The sequence below is a fragment of the Actinokineospora xionganensis genome (genome assembly GCF_014323725.1).
Lineage (GTDB): Bacteria > Actinomycetota > Actinomycetes > Mycobacteriales > Pseudonocardiaceae > Actinokineospora > Actinokineospora xionganensis.
Window position 1 is genome coordinate 1 of sequence record NZ_JABVED010000013.1, and the last position, 17,667, is coordinate 17,667.

21 protein-coding genes and 1 pseudogene are annotated in these 17,667 nt (G+C 69.6%); 10 read left to right on the forward strand and 12 right to left on the reverse strand.

Going from position 1 to position 17,667, the window contains the following annotated elements; translation table 11 throughout:
* Positions 1-431: pseudogene (locus tag GPZ80_RS33780) on the reverse strand (hypothetical protein); the annotation flags it as partial.
* 503 nt (positions 432-934) lie between these two features.
* On the opposite strand from GPZ80_RS33780, the gene GPZ80_RS21800 reads away from it, so the two are divergent.
* Entirely contained in the window at positions 935-2,284 is a 1,350-nt protein-coding gene (locus GPZ80_RS21800; protein WP_187222862.1) for a PucR family transcriptional regulator, read from the forward strand.
* Here GPZ80_RS21800 and GPZ80_RS21805 read toward each other — a convergent pair.
* Positions 2,281-3,414: a zinc-dependent alcohol dehydrogenase family protein gene (locus GPZ80_RS21805; protein ID WP_187222863.1), complete on the reverse strand. Its 1,134-nt coding sequence runs from the start codon at positions 3,412-3,414 to the stop codon at positions 2,281-2,283. The genes GPZ80_RS21800 and GPZ80_RS21805 overlap by 4 nt on opposite strands.
* Before the next feature lie 134 nt (positions 3,415-3,548).
* On the opposite strand from GPZ80_RS21805, the gene GPZ80_RS21810 reads away from it, so the two are divergent.
* On the forward strand, positions 3,549-4,130 hold the full coding sequence (locus GPZ80_RS21810; RefSeq protein ID WP_187222864.1) for a dihydrofolate reductase family protein: 582 nt from the start codon (positions 3,549-3,551) through the stop codon (positions 4,128-4,130).
* Positions 4,131-4,181: 51 nt separating this feature from the next.
* Here the strand turns inward: GPZ80_RS21810 and GPZ80_RS21815 are convergent, their stop codons facing one another.
* The 3 genes from GPZ80_RS21815 to GPZ80_RS21825 form a co-directional block, all read right to left on the reverse strand.
* Positions 4,182-4,406, reverse strand: a complete 225-nt coding sequence (locus tag GPZ80_RS21815) for a hypothetical protein (RefSeq protein WP_187222865.1) — start codon at positions 4,404-4,406, stop codon at positions 4,182-4,184.
* On the reverse strand, positions 4,403-5,554 hold the full coding sequence (locus GPZ80_RS21820; protein ID WP_187222866.1) for an inorganic phosphate transporter: 1,152 nt from the start codon (positions 5,552-5,554) through the stop codon (positions 4,403-4,405). The genes GPZ80_RS21815 and GPZ80_RS21820 overlap by 4 nt, the downstream gene beginning before the upstream one ends.
* Before the next feature lie 87 nt (positions 5,555-5,641).
* Positions 5,642-6,610 carry a cation diffusion facilitator family transporter gene (locus tag GPZ80_RS21825; protein WP_187222867.1) on the reverse strand — a complete coding sequence of 323 codons (969 nt, stop codon included), beginning with the start codon at positions 6,608-6,610 and terminating at the stop codon, positions 5,642-5,644.
* Between the two features lie 110 nt (positions 6,611-6,720).
* Here GPZ80_RS21825 and GPZ80_RS21830 point away from each other — a divergent pair, with 110 nt between their 5' ends.
* The 6 genes from GPZ80_RS21830 (at position 6,721) to GPZ80_RS21855 (ending at position 11,708) form a co-directional block, all read left to right on the forward strand.
* A complete protein-coding gene (locus GPZ80_RS21830; RefSeq protein WP_187223071.1) occupies positions 6,721-7,809 on the forward strand; it encodes an LLM class flavin-dependent oxidoreductase in 1,089 nt (362 codons plus the stop codon).
* On the forward strand, positions 7,806-8,414 hold the full coding sequence (locus GPZ80_RS21835) for an FMN reductase (protein ID WP_187222868.1): 609 nt from the start codon (positions 7,806-7,808) through the stop codon (positions 8,412-8,414). Before GPZ80_RS21830 ends, GPZ80_RS21835 begins: the two co-directional genes overlap by 4 nt.
* A gap of 15 nt (positions 8,415-8,429) precedes the next feature.
* On the forward strand, positions 8,430-9,026 hold the full coding sequence (locus GPZ80_RS21840) for a hypothetical protein (protein ID WP_187222869.1): 597 nt from the start codon (positions 8,430-8,432) through the stop codon (positions 9,024-9,026).
* 41 nt (positions 9,027-9,067) lie between these two features.
* On the forward strand, positions 9,068-9,952 hold the full coding sequence (gene bla, locus GPZ80_RS21845; protein ID WP_187222870.1) for a class A beta-lactamase: 885 nt from the start codon (positions 9,068-9,070) through the stop codon (positions 9,950-9,952).
* 121 nt (positions 9,953-10,073) lie between these two features.
* Positions 10,074-10,871 (forward strand): RNA polymerase sigma factor SigF, encoded by a 798-nt coding sequence (locus tag GPZ80_RS21850; protein WP_187222871.1) that lies wholly within the window; start codon positions 10,074-10,076, stop codon positions 10,869-10,871.
* A gap of 63 nt (positions 10,872-10,934) precedes the next feature.
* The gene (locus GPZ80_RS21855; RefSeq protein ID WP_187222872.1) at positions 10,935-11,708 is read left to right on the forward strand and encodes a hypothetical protein; all 774 of its coding nucleotides are present in this window, start codon (positions 10,935-10,937) and stop codon (positions 11,706-11,708) included.
* Between the two features lie 64 nt (positions 11,709-11,772).
* Here the strand turns inward: GPZ80_RS21855 and GPZ80_RS21860 are convergent, their stop codons facing one another.
* On the reverse strand, positions 11,773-12,189 hold the full coding sequence (locus GPZ80_RS21860; RefSeq protein ID WP_187222873.1) for a CBS domain-containing protein: 417 nt from the start codon (positions 12,187-12,189) through the stop codon (positions 11,773-11,775).
* A 115-nt stretch (positions 12,190-12,304) separates the two neighbouring features.
* On the opposite strand from GPZ80_RS21860, the gene GPZ80_RS21865 reads away from it, so the two are divergent.
* Together GPZ80_RS21865 and GPZ80_RS21870 are read left to right on the forward strand one after the other, a co-directional pair.
* Positions 12,305-12,868 (forward strand): SRPBCC family protein, encoded by a 564-nt coding sequence (locus tag GPZ80_RS21865; RefSeq protein WP_187222874.1) that lies wholly within the window; start codon positions 12,305-12,307, stop codon positions 12,866-12,868.
* A gap of 110 nt (positions 12,869-12,978) precedes the next feature.
* Positions 12,979-13,539 (forward strand): hypothetical protein, encoded by a 561-nt coding sequence (locus tag GPZ80_RS21870; RefSeq protein WP_187222875.1) that lies wholly within the window; start codon positions 12,979-12,981, stop codon positions 13,537-13,539.
* On the opposite strand, the gene GPZ80_RS21875 is transcribed toward GPZ80_RS21870, so the two are convergent.
* The 6 genes from GPZ80_RS21875 to GPZ80_RS21900 all read right to left on the reverse strand — a co-directional run bounded on the left by GPZ80_RS21875 (position 13,475) and on the right by GPZ80_RS21900 (position 17,664).
* On the reverse strand, positions 13,475-13,861 hold the full coding sequence (locus GPZ80_RS21875; protein ID WP_187222876.1) for a DUF3037 domain-containing protein: 387 nt from the start codon (positions 13,859-13,861) through the stop codon (positions 13,475-13,477). The genes GPZ80_RS21870 and GPZ80_RS21875 overlap by 65 nt on opposite strands.
* Positions 13,845-14,630, reverse strand: coding sequence for a HipA family kinase (locus tag GPZ80_RS21880; protein ID WP_312880491.1), 786 nt, complete (start codon positions 14,628-14,630; stop codon positions 13,845-13,847). The genes GPZ80_RS21875 and GPZ80_RS21880 overlap by 17 nt, the downstream gene beginning before the upstream one ends.
* 46 nt (positions 14,631-14,676) lie before the next feature.
* A complete protein-coding gene (locus GPZ80_RS21885) occupies positions 14,677-15,867 on the reverse strand; it encodes an RNA polymerase sigma factor (protein WP_187222877.1) in 1,191 nt (396 codons plus the stop codon).
* Positions 15,867-16,211, reverse strand: coding sequence for a YciI family protein (locus GPZ80_RS21890; RefSeq protein WP_187222878.1), 345 nt, complete (start codon positions 16,209-16,211; stop codon positions 15,867-15,869). The genes GPZ80_RS21885 and GPZ80_RS21890 overlap by 1 nt, the downstream gene beginning before the upstream one ends.
* Positions 16,208-16,798 carry a dihydrofolate reductase family protein gene (locus tag GPZ80_RS21895; protein ID WP_187222879.1) on the reverse strand — a complete coding sequence of 197 codons (591 nt, stop codon included), beginning with the start codon at positions 16,796-16,798 and terminating at the stop codon, positions 16,208-16,210. The genes GPZ80_RS21890 and GPZ80_RS21895 overlap by 4 nt, the downstream gene beginning before the upstream one ends.
* Before the next feature lie 71 nt (positions 16,799-16,869).
* Entirely contained in the window at positions 16,870-17,664 is a 795-nt protein-coding gene (locus tag GPZ80_RS21900; protein ID WP_187222880.1) for a pentapeptide repeat-containing protein, read from the reverse strand.
* Positions 17,665-17,667: the final 3 nt, after the last annotated feature.

Genomic DNA, 17,667 nt, shown 5'->3' on the forward strand with positions numbered 1-17,667 from the left:
GGCGCGTCGAACGGGTTCGACGGCGGGATGCTCGCGAGCGAACCGTCGGCCTTGCGCGCGGTGATGTTGAGCAGCAGGTCGTGCACGGTGATCTTGATCGGGCCCGCCTGCGGGAACTTCAGCGAGGGCGTCTTGCCAGTCGCCCGCACGGTGAAGCCGCCGGTCGCGGGGACCGCGGTCTTCTCCACGGTGACCGGGACTTCGAGGTCGGTGTCGAAACCGGGCGCCGTGATGTGCGCGGTCGAGACAGCCGTGCCCTCGATCGTCGCGACCTTGACCAACTTCANGAACGTGCACGAGTAGTTGAGGTCGAGCTCGGCCGCGGTGGCGCCGCCCGCCGAGACGAACAGGCTGGTCGTCACCAGACCGGTGACGGTGAGGCCCGCCAGCACGGCGGCGAGACGCCTCGGTTTTAACTTCCGGTGAGTCATTTGTTCTCCAACCGCACAAAAACGGGGGACCGGCTATTACTGGAAGGGCCTGAACAAAGCCGCGCCGAAAATCACCTCGAAACGGCTCCGGTATATGCAGGCAACGTACCGGCCAGTAGATCGGCCCGCAATACCGGATCTCGCAGGTAAACCGGCACAATTATCAAGCTAAAGCAATTCCAGTCATACGTTTTGCCCGGTGGTGACAAGGACCGTCCAGGGGTTGCAGGGCGAGACGAACAGTCACGAAGCGTAGCCGAAACCCTGGGCAAACCCCGGGATAACGGCACCGTGAGTAGCTTTGTCACGTTCGGACAGGCCTCGACCTCCGCGCTATCCGTCTCACACAAACTCTGCGGCGGTAACCGCCCGATCGTTGGCATGGACACGCGGGCCACGGGTCGCTATTTGACACTTGAATCCGCTGAATTTATCGTCATTCGAGCAAACGCCGCCGCCGCGCCCCGGTGGTTCCACCACATTCTCCCCTACGAGGTGGGTTAATGACCGAACTGAACGGGCGAAGCCCGCGTGCCGATCTGACGGCGACGGCGCTGCGGAAAGTCGAACCGGTCAATGGTGATGACCCGGCCCGATTGCGTTCCCGGCACCGGACCGACGCCGCGCTGAAGATGTGGCGGATGATCCCGCCGGAGCTGGCGCACAAGCTCCGGCCCATGGCGCCGCACCTGGTGAAGGCCGCGGTCCTGGAGATCCAGCGCGCGGTTCCCGCTTACGCCCAGCCGCTCGACGGCAAGTTCCGCGAGGTCCTCGTCGGCGCGGTCGACATGGCCGTGGTCAAGTGCTTCGACAACATCCTCGACTCCAACGCCCAGCAGGCGGACTGGGAAGCCGCGTTCCGCTACGCGGGTCGGGTCGAGTTCCTCGAGGGCCGCACGATGGACTCGCTGCAGACGGCGGTCCGGGTCGGTGCCCGCGTCGTCTGGCGGCAGCTCAGCGCCGCCGGTCGGTCCGTCGGCATCCCCCACGACGTGCTGTTCGCCCTGGCCGACGCGATCTTCGCGTGGGTAGACGAGCTGTGCACCGCGGCCATCGCCGGGTACACCGCCGCCCAGGCCCGCTCCACCGGCGCACTGGAGCGACGCCGCAGGCAGCTACTCAAGATGATCCTGTCCGACCCGCCGGTGGCCCGGCAGTCGCTGGCCGACCTGGCGGGCGTGACCGACTGGGAACTCCCGCAGCGGGTCGCGGTGATCTCCCTCGAATACCGCGAGGACCAGCACCGGCTGCCAGCCACCGCCCTGGGCCCCGAGGTCCTCGTCGACCTGGAGAGCACCGAGCCGTGCCTGGTCGTGGCCGACCCGGACCGCCACCTCGCCCGGCTGGAGAAGGAACTGCGCGGCAGGCGGGCCGCGGTCGGCCCGACGGTGGAACTTGGCGACGCCATCCTTTCGCTGCGCTGCGCGCGCAAGGCGATGACGCTCGTGCACCGCGGTGTGCTGCCGGACAAGAACATCACGCTGTGCGCCGAGCACCTCTCGACGCTGGCCCTGATGTCGGACGAGTTCCTGGTCTCGCACCTGACCGGCCGCGTCCTCGTCCCGTTCGAGAACCTGACCGCCAAGCAGCGCGAACGCCTGGAGAGCACCCTGCTGGCCTGGTTGGAGACCCGCGGCGGCATCAACGAGATCGCCACCCGGCTCGACGTGCACCCCCAGACCGTGCGCTACCGCATGCACCAACTGGAGCAGTTGCTCGGCGAGCGCCTCGCCGATCCGGAGGAGCGGCTGTCCCTGGAGATCGCCCTGCGCTACCGGCGGATCATCGCCGAGGGCAACCCGACCGAGGACGCCGAGGAACCTGAGGAAGCCCTGCTGGACGACGCCATCTAACCCCGCGAGTCCCCACCTCCCGACCGCGAGTTCTCAGTTCGAGCACCCCGAATCGGGAACTCACTGTCGGGAGGTGGGGACTCGTGGGTCAGGTCGACAACTGTGACACCGGGGCGGCCGGGCGCGGCGTCGTTCATCGCGACCAGCGCGCCTGGGACACCGTCGAGGCTGATCCGCGGCCCCACCAGGCGGGAGAGATCCATGCCTGCCCGCTCGACCATGCTCAGCATCGCCGGGTACTCATGCGCCTGGACGCCGTGGCTGCCGAGCAGAACCAGTTCGTCGGCGATCACCTGGTGCATCGGGATCGGCGCGACGCCGAGCGACGGCGGCATCAGCCCGACCTGCACGTGCCTGCCGCGTTTGCGCAGGCACGCCACCGAAGCCGCGCAGGTCGCCGGGTGGCCGACGCAGTCGAGCGACACGTGGGCGCCGCCGCCGGTGACCTCGCGGACCGCGGCGGCCACGTCATCGACCTCGCCCGCGTCGATCACCACCTCCGCGCCCAGCGACAACACCAACTCCAGAGCCGCCCGCGACAGGTCGACGGCCACGACCCTGGCGCCCGCCGCGACAGCGATCAACACGGCGGAGATCCCCGCGCCGCCGCACCCATGCACGGCGACCCACTGACCGGGCCGCACCTCGCCCTGGCGCAGGACCGCACGGAAGGCCGTGCCGAACCGACAGCCCAGCGCCGCGGCGGCGACCGAGTCGATCGACCCGGGCAACCGGACCAGGTTCACCTCAGCATGGTCGAGGGCCACAAACTCGGCGAAGGAACCCCAGTGCGTGGAGCCGGGTTGGAACTGGCGGTCGCACACTTGCTGGTTGCCGCTCGCGCATTGGGGACACGCCCCACAGGCGCAGACGAACGGCACCGTGACCCGCTCGTCCAGCCGCCAACCGCGCACCTCCGACCCGACTTCGACGATGCGCCCGGCGAGCTCATGCCCGGCCACGTGCGGCAGCGCGACACTCGGGTCGTGGCCCTGCCAGGCGTGCCAGTCGCTGCGGCAGACGCCGGTCGCCTCGACTCGCACGACGACCCCGTCGCGACTCGACTTGGGCTCGTCGACGTCTTCGACCAGCGGTTTCACGCCGAATTCAGTGATCACGACGGCGCGCATGGCAGTCCTCCGGTCTCGGGTGGAAGTTTCTCGAAAATACTTTGTCGAGGGCTGTCGATTCCGCGGTGGAGCGTTCGTCGGGTGAGTGAACGGCAAGGAGAGCCCCACCCGGGGCCACACCGAAGGAGCACATCATGGGCAAGCTGGTCGTCACCGAGTTCATCTCCCTCGACGGCGTCATCGAGGACCCGGGCGGCGCCGAGGGCTTCGAGCACGGTGGCTGGAGCTTCAAGTCCCCGGCGCCGGACGGCGAGCAGTTCAAGTTCGACGAGCTGATGGCGAGCGACGCGCAGCTCTTCGGCCGCCACACCTACGAGGCGTTCGCCGCGGCGTGGCCGGAGATGACCGACGAGGCCGGGTTCGCCGACAAGATGAACTCGATGCCCAAGTACGTCGTGTCCACGACCCTCGGCGAGGCGAAGTGGAACAACACCACCGTCATCTCCGACAACGTCGCCGAGGAGGTCGCGAACCTCAAGACCAAGTACCAGGGCGACATCCTGGTCGCGGGCAGCGCGACCCTGGTCGACACCCTGCGCGCCCATGACCTCGTCGACGAGTACCGCCTGATGGTGCACCCGGTCGTCCTCGGCTCCGGCAAGCGTCTGTTCCACCAGGTCGGCGGCATGAGCGACCTGGAACTGGTCGACTCCCGCAAGGTCGGTCCGAACGTGCTGCTGCTGACCTACCGCGCCGCCGCCAAGACCGAGAGCTGACCGTCGCACCCGCGCGGGCCGCCTGAGCACCTCAGGCGGCCCGCGGGCGGGTCAGCCCGCGACGATGATCCAGAGACCGAAGGCCACGACCGCCGCGCACAGCGCGAAACTCACCGCGGCCGTGGCGACGCCGAAGACGTTCGATCCGCCCTTCGCGCGGGCGTCGGCGTGGTCGGACCAGCCGCGCACCCCGAGCGAGAACAGGATCACGGTGCCGACCGCGGTGCTGAAGGCCACGATGAGGACCTCGACCAGCAGCGCCCAGTTGATGTTCATCGGGCTGCCCCACCAGTGGTCTCGACAGTCTCACCGGGGATGGGTTCGACCGGGATGTCGTTGACGTTGTGCGCGCCGACGACGTCGCGGCGCGAGCGGAGGTAGATGCCCAGGCCGAACGCCAGCCCGACCACGGCGACCACGACGGTGCCGAACGTCCCGGACTCGGCGACGACGCCCGCGAGAGCGCCTGCCAGGCCCGCGGCGGGCAGGGTGATGATCCAGGCGAGCACCATTCGGCCGGCGGTCCCCCACTGCACCTTGGCCTGCGGCGTGCCGAGGCCCGCGCCGAGGATGCCACCGGAGCAGACGTGGGTGGTCGAGAGCGCGATGCCCAGGTGCGACGAGGTCAGGATGACGGCGGTGGCGCTGGCCTGGGCGGCGAAGCCCTGCGGCGCCCCGATGTCGGTGATGCCCTTGCCGAGGGTGCGGATGATCCGCCAGCCACCGAGGTAGGTGCCAAGGGCGATGGCGGCACCGGCGCTCACGATGACCCACACCGGCGGGCCGGAGCCTTGAGGCAGGCTGCCCGCGCTGATCATGGTGAGGGTGATGATGCCCATCGTCTTCTGCGCGTCGTTCGTGCCGTGCGCCAGCGAGAGCATCGACGCGGAGGCGATCTGGCCGATGCGGAAGCCGCGCGGCGTGCGGCTCGCGGTGGCCCGGCGGGTGATGCGGAAAGCCAGATAGGTGGCGACCATGCCCGCGAACATGGCGATGAGGGGCGCGGCCAGGGCCGGGACCAGGACCTTCTCGGCGAGCTTGGCGAAGCGGACGGCGTCGCTGCCCGCGGCGACCCAGGTCGCGCCGATGAGGCCGCCGAACAGCGCGTGCGACGAACTCGACGGCAGGCCGACGTACCAGGTCAGCAGATTCCAGACGATGGCTCCGACCAATCCGCCGAACACCACCGCCGGGGTGATCGCGGCGTCGTCGACCAGCCCGCCGGAGATCGTTTTGGCCACCTCGACCGACAGGAACGCGCCCACCAGGTTCAGCACCGCCGACAGCGCCACCGCCGTCTTCGGACGCAGCGCGCCCGTGGCGATCGACGTGGCCATCGCGTTGGCCGTGTCGTGGAAGCCGTTCGTGAAGTCGAAGATCAGCGCGGTCACCACCACGATGGTGACCAGCACAGACACATCCACCGAGAACTCCTCCCCCGACGACCGGAACGACGCAAACCTACGTTAACCACTCGTTCACACGATCACAGGGCAGGCAGGGGGCAGGCTTTACCGCTTGCCGTAGCGGGCCAGGACAGCCGACCGGAGGACCATGTCGGACCGCGGAACGGGTTCGATGAACACCTCGGCGATCACCGGGTAGGCCGCGCCCAGGTCGGTGGCCAGCCGCACGCAGGCGCGTTCGAGATCGGCGGCGGTGAGCGCGTCATCGAAGTCCACGCGTGCGCACACCAGGACACGGTCGGTGCCGATGAGCATGGTCTGCAGATCGACCACGGCTTCGATCTCACGCGCCGCGGCGAGGGTGTCACGGATGGCGTAGACGAGGTCCGCCGAGGCCTGGCGGCCGATGAGCAGGCCCGCGTTGGTCCGCCCGAGGAGGAACGCGACGAACGCGAGCAGCAACCCGATGGCCACCGACGCGACGCCGTCCCACACCGAGGACCCGGTGAACTGGCGCAGGCCGACACCGGTGAAGGCGATCAGCAGGCCGAGCAGCGCGGCGGTGTCCTCGTACAGCACGGTCTTCGACGTCGGGTCGTCGCCGTGCCGCAGGTGTTCGAGGAGGGTGCGGCCCTGCTCGGCGGCCTCGCGGCGCACCTGGCGCCGCGCCTGCGTCCAGGAGATCGACTCCAGCGCGAAGGCGATGATCAGGACGAGGTACGCCACGTGCGCCGAGGTCGACTCCTCGGGCTCGCCGAAGATCGTGGAGAAGCCTTCGTAGAGGGCGAACACCGCACCCGAGACGAAGATCGACACCGCCGCCAGCAGCGACCAGAAGTACCGCGCCTTGCCGTAGCCGAACGGGTGGCGCCGGTCTGCGGGACGGTCGGAGACCTTGAGCGCGGTGAGGAGCAGCAGTTCGGTGAAGGTGTCGGCCACGGAGTGCGCGGCCTCGGCAAGCATCGCCGCCGAGCCGGTGATCACGCCCGCGATGAGCTTCATGATGGCGATGGCCAGGTTCATCACCCCGGCGAGGACGACCGTCAGCGTGCTCTCATCCTCCGATTCGCTCACGGTCGGATCGTAAGAGCGCGCATACCGGCGCGCCGGGTGGGAATACCGGGTGATCAGCCTTTGTTCGGCATAGTTGAGAGCTGAACTACCTATTGGGAAGAGGCGTGGACATGCAGTTCGGGATCTTCACCGTCGGCGACGTGACCACCGACCCGACCACCGGGACGACGCCCACGGAGGCCGAGCGCATCCAGGGGATGGTCACGATCGCGCTCAAGGCCGAGGAGGTCGGGCTGGACGTGTTCGCCACCGGCGAGCACCACAACCCGCCGTTCGTGCCGTCGTCCCCCACCACGATGCTGGGCTACGTCGCCGCGCGCACCGAGCGGCTGATCCTGTCCACCTCGACCACGCTGATCACGACGAACGACCCGGTGAAGATCGCCGAGGACTTCGCGATGCTGCAACACCTCGCGGGCGGGCGGGTCGACCTGATGATGGGCCGCGGGAACACCGGCCCGGTCTATCCCTGGTTCGGCAAGGACATCCGTGACGGCATCGATCTGGCGATCGAGAACTACGCACTGCTGCGCGGACTGTGGCGCGAGGACGTCGTCGACTGGGAAGGCCGCTTCCGCACGCCGCTGCGCTCGTTCACCTCGACCCCGCGCCCACTCGACGGCGTGCCCCCGTTCGTCTGGCACGGCTCGATCCGCAGCCCGGAGATCGCCGAGCAGGCGGCGTACTACGGGGACGGGTTCTTCGCGAACAACATCTTCTGGCCCAGGGAGCACTTCATCCGGCTCGTCAACCTCTACCGGGCCCGCTTCGAGCACTACGGGCACGGCAAGGCGGAGCAGGCGATCGTCGGCCTCGGCGGGCAAGTGTTCATGCGCAAGAACTCCCAGGACGCGGTGCGCGAATTCCGGCCGTACTTCGACAACGCGCCGGTCTACGGCCACGGACCGTCCCTTGAGGACTTCACCGACCAGACCCCGCTGACCGTGGGCAGCCCGCAGGAGGTCATCGACAAGACACTGACGTTCCGCGACTCCTTCGGCGACTACCAGCGGCAACTGTTCCTCGTGGACCACGCGGGCCTGCCACTCAAGACGGTGCTGGAGCAGCTCGACCTGCTCGGCGAGGAAGTGATCCCGGTGCTGCGCAAGGAATTCGCCGCGCTGCGGCCTGCCAACGTACCCGAGGCCCCGACCCACCAGAGCCTGCTCGCCGCGTCGACCGTGCAGGCCGCCCGATGACCACCATCGCCGTGGTGTCCGCGGGCCTCAGCGAGCCGTCGTCCACCCGCCTGCTGGCCGACCGCCTCGCGGCGGCGGTCCAGCGGGAGGCGCAGGCAGAGGTGCGCGTGATCAACCTGCGCGAACACGCCCACGACATCGCCGACAACCTCCTGACCGGCTTCCCACCACCGGCCCTGCGAACGGCGATCGACACGGTCGTCGAAGCCGACGCCCTGATCGCCGTCTCCCCCATCTTCAACGCCTCATATAGCGGCCTGTTCAAATCCTTCTTCGATGTGCTGGAGCCGGATTCCCTCGCGGGCAAGCCAGTCCTCCTTGGAGCGACCGGAGGAACGGCCCGACACTCACTCGCGTTGGAACACGCCCTGCGCCCGATGTTCGCCTACCTCCGCGCGACCGTGGCGCCGACCGCGGTGTTCGCGGCCACAGAGGACTGGGGCGGCGACGACCAAGGCTTGGCGGACCGGGTAGCCAGTGCGGGGAGGGAACTCGCCGACCTGGTCAACGGCAAGCCATCCAGGCCGAGGCCAAACGGATTCGACGACCCGATCCCGTTCGAACAACTCCTGGGCCGGGGCGAGCTGACGAGGCCTGCGGACTGACGTCAGACTGGTGCGGTGGACGACTACTGCGACCGATGCGGCCCCGATGCCCCCGAACGACTCTGCCGTCACGGCGAGGCGCGGACCGCTTGGTCGATGGTGCCCGTGGACGTCCGCGAGGAGATCGATGACCTCATCTGCCAGCGGCGGATGATCTTCGCGATCGTCGCCTTCCGGGACAGGGCCGGTATCGAGCCCAAGCCAGGTATCCCGCTGGGTAAGGAACTCGTGGATCACCGGCACGGCATCCTGATCGAGCAGGGCCGGATCACCGCGCCACCGGAGACCACCGTCGAGGACATGCTCGCCGAGGCCGCGACGCTCGGCGAGGAGGCAGTCGCGGTCGAGGCGTACTGGGACGGCGACTCCTGGGGCTCGATGGTCTGCGTCTGCGTGATCGTGCGGCGGCCGAGTCGCCATCACGACTCCTTCGACGAAACGTGTCTCGCGGTGTTCCGCGGCCTCGATCCGGTGGAGGAAGCGGTGCAGAAAGGCCAGGCGGTGGCCGAACGGCTGGGGGTTCCGTTCTTCTTCCCGGCCCCGGAGAAGCAGGATCTCGACCCGCCGCGCTGGTGGGACACACCGGACGCGGGCCACCTCCCCCTCACCTGATCTCCACACCTTCTCCACCCATGGTCTGTACCTTTCCAACCATGGGACTTGATCACACACGCCGCACCCTGCTCACCGCCGCCGTCGCCGCCCCGCTCCTCGTGGCGGCGGCAGGCCGGGCGAGTGCGACCAGCGCGCAGCGGACCCTGAGAGAACTCGAAGCCGGATACCCCGGCCGCATCGGCGTCACGGCCATCAACACCGGGACCGGCAAGACCATCCGCTACCGCGCCCACGAGCGGTTCGCGCTCTGCTCGACGTTCAAATGCCTCGCGTCAGCCGCGATCCTGCACAAAGCCCGCACCACAGACCCAGGCCTGATGGACCGGGTGATCCACTACACCCACGCCGACCTCGTCAAGCATTCCCCGGTCACCGAACTGCACGTCGACACCGGCATGACCGTGCGCGCGCTGTGCGCGGCCACCATGACCACCAGCGACAACACCGCGGGCAATCTCCTGCTGCGCCTACTCGGCGGTCCCTCGGGCATCGGCGAGTTCACCCGCACCCTCGGCGACCGGTGGACCCGGCTCGACCGCTACGAGACCGACCTCAACACCAACCTCCCCGGCGACCCGCGCGACACCAGCACGCCCGACGCCATCGCCCGGGACCTGCGGAAACTCGTCCTCGGCGACGCCATGCACCCCGGTGACCGGGCCGAGCTCACCGGCTGGCTGATCGACAACAAGACCGGCGACGAGCGAATCCGGGCGGGCCTGCCGAAGGGCTGGACGACCGGGGACAAGACCGGCGGGGGCGACTACGGCGCCCTCAACGACATCGCGGTCACCTGGCCGCCGGGCGCGGCGCCGCTGGTCATCGCCGTCTACACGACCCGCCTTGACCCGACCATTCCCGGACAGAACCGCGTCGTCGCCGATATCGCGCGTGTGGTCGCCACCGAGCTTCACCCCTACTGAAAAGGCTCTGACCAGGCGTGATGCGGCCGTACCCGGTCGTGGGCGAATGAGGTTCGCCGATCGGTGGTAGTCCACCAATCAACGACCCCATCGCAGACCCCAGCCTGGAACGGGAGCTGGCATGACCCAACCGCAGCTGACCAACGCCGCCTACCGAGACTCGTCGGAGGGCTACGGACACCTGCGGCCACTGTTCGAGGCGATGGCGGAACTGCCCGCCGACTCCCCGGAGCGCACCGACCTCCGGGAGCGGCTCGTGACCGGGCACCTGCCCATCGCCGAGCACATCGCCCAGCGGTTCAGCCACCGCGGCGAGTCGCACGACGACCTGCTGCAGGTGGCGACCGTGGGGCTGCTCAACGCGATCGACCGATTCGACCCCGACCGCGGCACGGACTTCCTGTCCTTCGCCATCCCCACCGTGATGGGCGAGGTGCGCAGGCACTTCCGCGACTCCGGGTGGGCCATCCGGGTGCCGCGCAGGCTGCAGGAACGCCACCTCGCGGTGACCGCGGCGGGCTCGAAGCTGTCGCAGACCCTCGGCCGCGCGCCCACCCCCCGCGAGATCGCCGCCCACCTGGGGATCTCCGCCGAGGAGGTGTACGAGGGCCTCGAAGCGGGCGCGGTGTACCGCTCCCGCTCGCTCGACGAGATGATCGGCCCCGACGAGGACGCCGCGCCCGTGGCCGACCGGATCGGCGTCGAGGACGAGGCGTTCCACGACGTGGAGAACAACGAGACGCTGCGCCCGCTGCTGGGCAGGCTGCCCGCGCGGGAACGCCGGATCCTGCTGTTGCGCTTCTACGGCAACCTCACCCAGACCGAGATCGCCGCGCGCGTCGGGCTGTCCCAGATGCACGTGTCGCGCCTGCTCAGCAAGACCCTGCAGACGCTCCGCAAGGGAATCACCCAGCCGTGAGCGCCGTTCAGGTATGAACCGACGCCACCCGGGGTACTTGCCTGGTGTCGGAAGGAGTACCTGATGACCAGCTATGACCCGGATGTCAGCGCATCCAGAGAGCTCACCACGAGCTCGGACGTACCCCGGCGGCGTGGCGCCATCAACGGCCTGCTGCTGGTGCTGCTCGGGGCGTGGGGTGCCTTGATCCCCCTGATCGGGCCGTACTTCTCGCTCGCGTACACCCCGGACACGGCTTGGACGTTCACCGGCAACCGGCTGGTGCTCAACATCCTGCCCGGTCTGGCCGTGCTGCTCGGCGGTCTTGGCCTGATGGCCACCAACCGGCGCGGTGGCGGCGTGTTCTGGGGCTGGCTCGCCGCGGTCGGCGGCGCCTGGTTCATTCTCGGCCCCGCCGTCAGCAGGCTGTGGAACAACGGCACCCCGGCCACCGGTGAGCCGGTTGGCTCGTCGACGGCCGCCCAGGTGTTGACCGAGATGGCGTTCCACACCGGGCTCGGCGCGCTCATCGTGTTCCTCGCGGCGGTGGCCCTTGGCCGCTTCACCATCCGTGAGCGGACCTTTGACACGTACACCGTGGCCGACGAGGCCCAGGTGGACGAGGACTCGGCCCGGGCACGGATCGATGAGACCCGGCGTGCCGAACCCCAGACGGTCGAACCCGCGAGCCCGATCGACCCGCGCACCAACGAAGTCCCGCAGCCGCGCGACGTTCCGCAGCGTGACGTGCTGCAGCCCAACGTGGCCCAGCGTGAGGTGCCACCGCGCACCGCGCCGCCGCGCGAGGTCCCGCATCCGATCGACGTGGACGAACCGCCGAATCGACGCGGGCGGTAACCCGAGCCGGAGAACGAAGAACCCCACCGCGCCCGACGCGCGGTGGGGTTCTTCGTTCTCCGGCTCAGTCGGTCGAGATGGCCTTGAGCAGGTCCCCGACCGGTCGGTCGGGCAGCGCCCGGGCCACGTCGGCCTGCGCGATGATGCCCACGAGATCGTCCCCGTCCAGGACCGGCACCCGGCGCACGCTGTGGTCGGCCATGGCGCTCAGCACGGCCTCCACGTCGTCGTCGACGCGGACCGTCACGGCGTCGCCCTGGGCCAGCTCACCGGCGTGCATGGCCATCGGGTCCTTGCCCTCGGCCAGCACCTTCACCACGATGTCGCGGTCGGTCAGCATCCCCTTGAGCGTGTCGTCCTCACCCCGGATCGGCAGCGACCCGACGCCCAGCCGAGCCATGGCGCGAGCCGCGTCCATCACGGTGTCGGACGCGCGCACGCAGGTGACGTCCGCTGTCATCAGTTCCCTGGCAGTGATCATGTCGCTCCTTTCCCTTCCTCGGGCTACCCAGAGCGAGTCGGTTCAACCACGGCACGTGTAGGTCTCAGCCGACAGGGGTAGGTCACGGGTGTAGCCCACGACCTAAGGAGTGCGAATGACCACGATCGAGAAGTCTGTCGACGTGACCGCGCCGGTGTCCACGGTCTACAACCAGTGGACCCAGTTCGAGTCGTTCCCGGCGTTCATGGACGGCGTGGACCGGGTCATCCAGGTCACCCCCACGCGCAACCACTGGGAGACCACGATCGGCGGGGTGCACCGCGAGTTCGACACCGAGATCACCGAACAGCACCCGGATGAGCGCATCGCGTGGAAGTCGGTGGCGGGCCAGGAGCAGGCCGGTGTGGTGACGTTCCACCGCCTCGACGACAAGACCACGCGGGTCAACCTGCAGATGGAGTACGAGCCGGACACGCTCACGGAGAAGGCGGGCGCCGCGCTCGGGGTGATCGGGCACCGCATCGACGGCGACCTGCACCGGTTCAAGGAATTCATCGAGGGCCAGGGCCACGAGACCGGCGCGTGGCGTGGCGACGTGCGGCGCCCGCCGCAGCAGGGTGACGGACCGACCCTCGCCGGGCCGGGTGCGCCGCCGGAGACCAGCGTGCCGCCGCTGCCGCCGGGCCAGGACCCGAACCGCCCGGACTCGCTGCGCTGACTCGGAGCCGAACCTGAAGGGCGACTCCAGCCGAGGGCTTCGCGCTGCCGAGGCCACCGGTCCGGGCGCATACTGGCTGTTCCAAACGGACATACGAAAGGTGGCCGCGGGTGACTTCGGCAGACCGGACCGGGCGGTTCAGCCCACTGGAATGGGTCGGCATCCTCGCCGGGCTCGGCGCCCTCGTCGTCAGTTTCTTCCCCTGGCAACGGGTCACCGGCCAGTTCGCCGACATGGTGGAGCAGATCGGATTCCGCACGACGTCGACGGCGTGGAGCAGCGGCCCGGTCGCCTGGCTCGCCGTTCTCGCGCTGTTGCTCGCCGCGGCTTTGCTGCTGGCACGGGCGTTCGGCGTTCGACTGCCCGGTGTGTCGGTGGTGTGGCTGCTGCTCGCGGTCACGGCGGTGGTGCTGGTGATCATCCGGTGGGTGACGCTGCCGGAACTCGACCCGGCCCGGCTCGCCCTGCTCAACCTGAACCCGGAAGACGTCGTCTCCAACGCCGGGCCGGGCCTGTTCCTGTGCCTGGCCATCGCGATCGTGTCGATGGCGGCGGCGGTCGCCCGAATCCGGACAGCGGGCAGGCCGGCGGCGCGGACGGCGCCGGTCAGGCCTCCGGCGGCAGCACCAGCCGCCGAAAGAGCCGATCAAGATCGGCATCCGGATCGCTAGTCAACCCCGTGTGGGTGGGCGAAGTCTGAACCAGAGTGCTGCGTGGCGCGGTCAGCCACCGGAACCGCCGCCCTGGGGTGATCTCGGTGACCGGGCCTGCCTCGTCGGACTCGCAGCTGCCGCAGAGATGGTCGAGGCTGTCGGCCAACACTTCCAGGTCGATCCCGGGGTCCAGCGCGCGCAGCCGGTCCGGGTCCACGTGGGTCCGGCACCGCAGGTAGTCCAGCGGCGCGCAGTAAAGCAGGATGCCGATGTTGATCGACTCGCCCCGGTCCTGGCGGGGAACCGCGCGCAACAAGGCGTACTCAAACACGTGCGGCACGAGCGGCCTCCAGGGTCTCGACCCAGCGCGGCGAGGACGCCAGCCGTGATTCGAAAAAGGCGGTGTAGGCGGCTCGGAGCTCCGTCGGCGTCATGCCGTCCTGCACGAGCCACGCGTCGGGGACGATGGCGAGCACGTCGCGGAGCACGTCGCGGGTGATCAGGGGCTTGAGTTCGGCGTCCGCATCGGCGACCGAACCGGCGACCGGCATCATCACGTGGTCGGCGCCGTCGTAGCGGTAGTCCGCCGAAGGCTTCCAGCCCGCCGACCAGCCATGGTGGAAATACAGGGCGGCGCCGTGGTCGATCAGCCAGACATCGCGGTGCCACAGCAGCAAGTTCGGGTTGCGCCAGCTCCGGTCGACGTTGAGCACCAGCGCGTCGAACCACAGCAGGTGCGCCGCCAGGTCGGGGCCGGGATCGCGCACCAGCGGGTTGAAGTCGAACACCCCGGGCAGGTAGTCGAATCCCAGGTTCAGGCCACCGCTGGCCCGCAGCAGGTCCTGGACCTCCTGGTCCGGCTCGGCACGGGCGAGTTCGGGGTCAAGGTCGGCCAGCACGATCTCCGGCACCCGGAAACCCAGCGCCCGCGCCAGTTCCCCGACGACCAGCTCCGCGACGAGCACCTTGATGCCCTGTCCCGCGCCCCGGAACTTCAGGACGTACATGCCCAGGTCGTCGGCCTCGACCAGCCCGGGCAGCGACCCGCCTTCACGTAGCGGGGTGACGTACCGGGTGGCGACCACGGTGCGCGGGTTCGGAATGGTCACCCCCGCATCATGCCGTGGCACCGCGCGACCGACCCGGTGGACACCCTCAAGCGGTCAACGTCTCCCGCCGCCGACACAGCAGTTCACGCTCAGCGGCGTTGTCCGCGCGGGCGATCGCGGCGTCGTAGGCGTCCGCCGCCTGTTCGACCCAGCCGAGGCGGCGGAGCAGGTCGGCCCGGATGGCGTGGAACAGGTGGTACGCATCGAGGTTCAGGTCGTCGACGATGGCCAGTGCCGCCCTGGGCCCGGCGACCTCGGCGACGGCGACCGCGCGGTTGAGCGCCACGATCGGGGTCGGGGCCATGGCGAGCAACTGGTCGTAGAGGGCGACGATCTGCGGCCAGTCCGTGTCGACGGCTGACGCGGAGTCGCTGTGGACGGCGTTGATCGCCGCCTGGAGCTGGTACGGCCCCGGCGCTCCCCGCCGCAGGCACCAGCGGACGAGGGCCTGGCCCTCGGCGATCAGGTGGCGGTTCCAGCGGGTGCGGTCCTGGTCGCGCAGCAGGACCACGGCGCCATCGGTGTCCGTGCGCGCGGCCGATCGGGAGGCGGTGAGCAGCATGAGGGCGAGCAGCCCGACCACCTCCGGCTCCTCCGGCATCAGCTCGACGAGCAGCCTGCCGAGCCGGATCGCCTCCGCGCACAAGTCGTCGCGCACCAGTTCCCCGCCGGAACTGGCCAGATAGCCCTCGTTGAACACCAGGTAGACCACCGCGAGCACCGGCCGCAGCCGGGCCGCCAGGTCGTCCGGCACCCGGTAGGGAATCCCCGCGTCGCGGATCTTGCCCTTGGCGCGCACCAGCCGCTGCGCCATCGTCGGTTCCGGGACAAGGAACGCGCGGGCGATCTCCGCGGTGGTCAGCCCGCCGAGCAGCCGCAGCGTCAACGCCACCTGCGCGGCCGGGGCCAACGCCGGGTGGCAGCAGGTGAAGATCAGCCGCAGCCGGTCGTCGCCCACCACGCCCTCCTCCCCCGGTTCGTCGACCGCGAGGATGGCCGCGGCCTGCCGCTCCGCTCGGGTGGACTCACGGCGCAGCCGGTCGATGGCGCGGTTGCGGGCCGTGGTGATGATCCACCCGGCCGGGCTCGGCGGCGGTCCGCTCGACGGCCACCGCTTGACCGCCTCGGCGAAGGCGTCCTGCACGGCCTCCTCCGCGAGGTCGATATCGCCGAAGGCCCGGACCAGCACGGACACCGCGCGCCCGTACTCCTCGCGGAAGACGCGGGCGATGTCCATCAGGTTCCCTGCAGCGGCCGGACCTCGATCGGCAGGGTGGTGATCTCGGCAAGCCTGCGGCCCCACGCCACCGCCGCGTCCAGGTCGGGCGCCGTGATCACGGTGAACCCGCCCAGGTGCTCCTTGCCCTCGACGAACGGCCCGTCGGTCATGAGCAGCTCCGAATCCCTCACCCGGACCACGGTGGCCGTGCTCGGCGGGTGCAGGCCGGCGCCGAACACCCAGGCGCCCGCGTCGCGCAGTTCCTGGTTCCAGGCCAGCAGCTCACGCATGATCGGCTCGAGGATCTCCGCGGGCGGCAGGTCCCCGTCGGGCTGGTAGACGCTGAGCAGGTACTGCTTCATCGAGTGCCCTCCTCGGCCCGGTAGGTCGCCACGACCACGCCGGTGGTCGTCGTGACGCTCTCGGTCAGCCGCAGCGACGCCGTGGCCCCGTCGAAGAGCCGCTGCCCCGACCCGAGCACCACCGGGTGGATCGCGAGCAGGAACTCGTCGACGAGCCCGTGGGCCATCAGCGACCGGACCAGTGCTCCGCTTCCGAGTATCACCACATCCTTGCCCGGCTGCTTCTTGAGTTCGCGCACCGCGGCCGCGGCCTCGCCTGCGAGCAGCGTGGAGTTCTGCCACGGGAGCGGTTCGGTCAGGGTCCGGGAGGCGACGTACTTGCGGGTGCGGTTGAGCACGTCGGTGAACGGGTTCGGCTCCGGCTGGTTCGGCCAGACCGCGAAGAAGTGCTCATAGGTCCGGCGGCCGAACAGCAGCGCACCGGTGGTGCTCATGCTCTTGGCCATCGCGTCGGCGAACACCGAGTCGCCGTAGGGCGCCGCCCAGCCACCTTGGGTGAACCCGCCGCGGCGGTCCTCGTCCGGGTGTCCGGGGGCCTGGGTGACGCCGTCGACGGTCACGCTGTTCACGGCCACGATCCTGCACATGTTCGAGTCCTTCCGTCGGTTCCTGTCCCCTATACGAACGGAACACGGCCGGATCGACAGTCGAGACCGAATCACCAGTGCGACGGCGCTGTGAGCGTCACCGGCAGCTTCGTCTCGGCGTTCCCCTTGGCGGCGTCCACCTGCGATTGGATGAGGAAGAGGCTCTCACGCAGGTCGGCGCCTCGCAGGTCCGCGTCGCGGAAGTCGGCGCCGATGACGTCGGCCAGCCGCAGGTCGGCGGCGCGCAGGTCCGCGCCGATCAGGTAGGCCCCGCGCAGGTTCGCGCCCCGCAGATCGGCGCCGCTCAGCCTCGCCCCGATCAGGTCGGCTCCCCGGCGCTCCTTCTTCCTGGGGACTCCGGACCGGACCAGCTCGCTTGCCAGCAGCAGCAGTGTGTTGACCGCGCCTTGGTGGACCGACACGTCCAGTCCACGCAGGCTGTCCGGGTCGCCCTGGGTGAGGGTCTCGATGCCCTCGCGGGCACGTTTGAGCTCGTCGCGCATGCTCGGGGCCAGGGACTCGGCCTCGGTCAGGTAGTAGAGCAGCTCGTGCAGGTGCCGCATGGCGGCGAACACCTCGAACATCGGCTTCGCCCGCTTCGGCGCGGACCGCCAGTCCTGGCCGCCGAAGGTCACCTGGGAGACCTGCTGGCCCGCGCCGAAGCAGTCGAACACCGTGCACCCGGTGAAGCCGGACGTCCGCAGCCTGGTGTGGATCCCGCAGCGGAAGTCGTCGAGCAGGTTGCGGCACGGCGTGCCCGCGGGCTTGTCGACCGCGAAGTCCGCCGACTTGGCGAACGCGGGCGCGACACAGCACAGCGCGAAGCAGTTCGCGCAGTCGGCACGCAATCGGGCGGGGTCGGCCACTGC

Bases quoted from the DNA above. Each gene is read 5' to 3' on its own strand.
- GPZ80_RS21800 (WP_187222862.1), top strand. From the start codon at position 935: ATGACCGAACTGAACGGGCGAAGCCCGCGTGCCGATCTGACGGCGACG.
- GPZ80_RS21805 (WP_187222863.1), bottom strand. From the start codon at position 3,414: ATGCGCGCCGTCGTGATCACTGAATTCGGCGTGAAACCGCTGGTCGAA.
- GPZ80_RS21810 (WP_187222864.1), top strand. From the start codon at position 3,549: ATGGGCAAGCTGGTCGTCACCGAGTTCATCTCCCTCGACGGCGTCATC.
- GPZ80_RS21815 (WP_187222865.1), bottom strand. From the start codon at position 4,406: ATGAACATCAACTGGGCGCTGCTGGTCGAGGTCCTCATCGTGGCCTTC.
- GPZ80_RS21830 (WP_187223071.1), top strand. From the start codon at position 6,721: ATGCAGTTCGGGATCTTCACCGTCGGCGACGTGACCACCGACCCGACC.
- GPZ80_RS21835 (WP_187222868.1), top strand. From the start codon at position 7,806: ATGACCACCATCGCCGTGGTGTCCGCGGGCCTCAGCGAGCCGTCGTCC.
- bla (WP_187222870.1), top strand. From the start codon at position 9,068: ATGGGACTTGATCACACACGCCGCACCCTGCTCACCGCCGCCGTCGCC.
- GPZ80_RS21850 (WP_187222871.1), top strand. From the start codon at position 10,074: ATGACCCAACCGCAGCTGACCAACGCCGCCTACCGAGACTCGTCGGAG.
- GPZ80_RS21855 (WP_187222872.1), top strand. From the start codon at position 10,935: ATGACCAGCTATGACCCGGATGTCAGCGCATCCAGAGAGCTCACCACG.
- GPZ80_RS21860 (WP_187222873.1), bottom strand. From the start codon at position 12,189: ATGATCACTGCCAGGGAACTGATGACAGCGGACGTCACCTGCGTGCGC.
- GPZ80_RS21865 (WP_187222874.1), top strand. From the start codon at position 12,305: ATGACCACGATCGAGAAGTCTGTCGACGTGACCGCGCCGGTGTCCACG.
- GPZ80_RS21885 (WP_187222877.1), bottom strand. From the start codon at position 15,867: ATGGACATCGCCCGCGTCTTCCGCGAGGAGTACGGGCGCGCGGTGTCC.
- GPZ80_RS21890 (WP_187222878.1), bottom strand. From the start codon at position 16,211: ATGAAGCAGTACCTGCTCAGCGTCTACCAGCCCGACGGGGACCTGCCG.
- GPZ80_RS21895 (WP_187222879.1), bottom strand. From the start codon at position 16,798: ATGTGCAGGATCGTGGCCGTGAACAGCGTGACCGTCGACGGCGTCACC.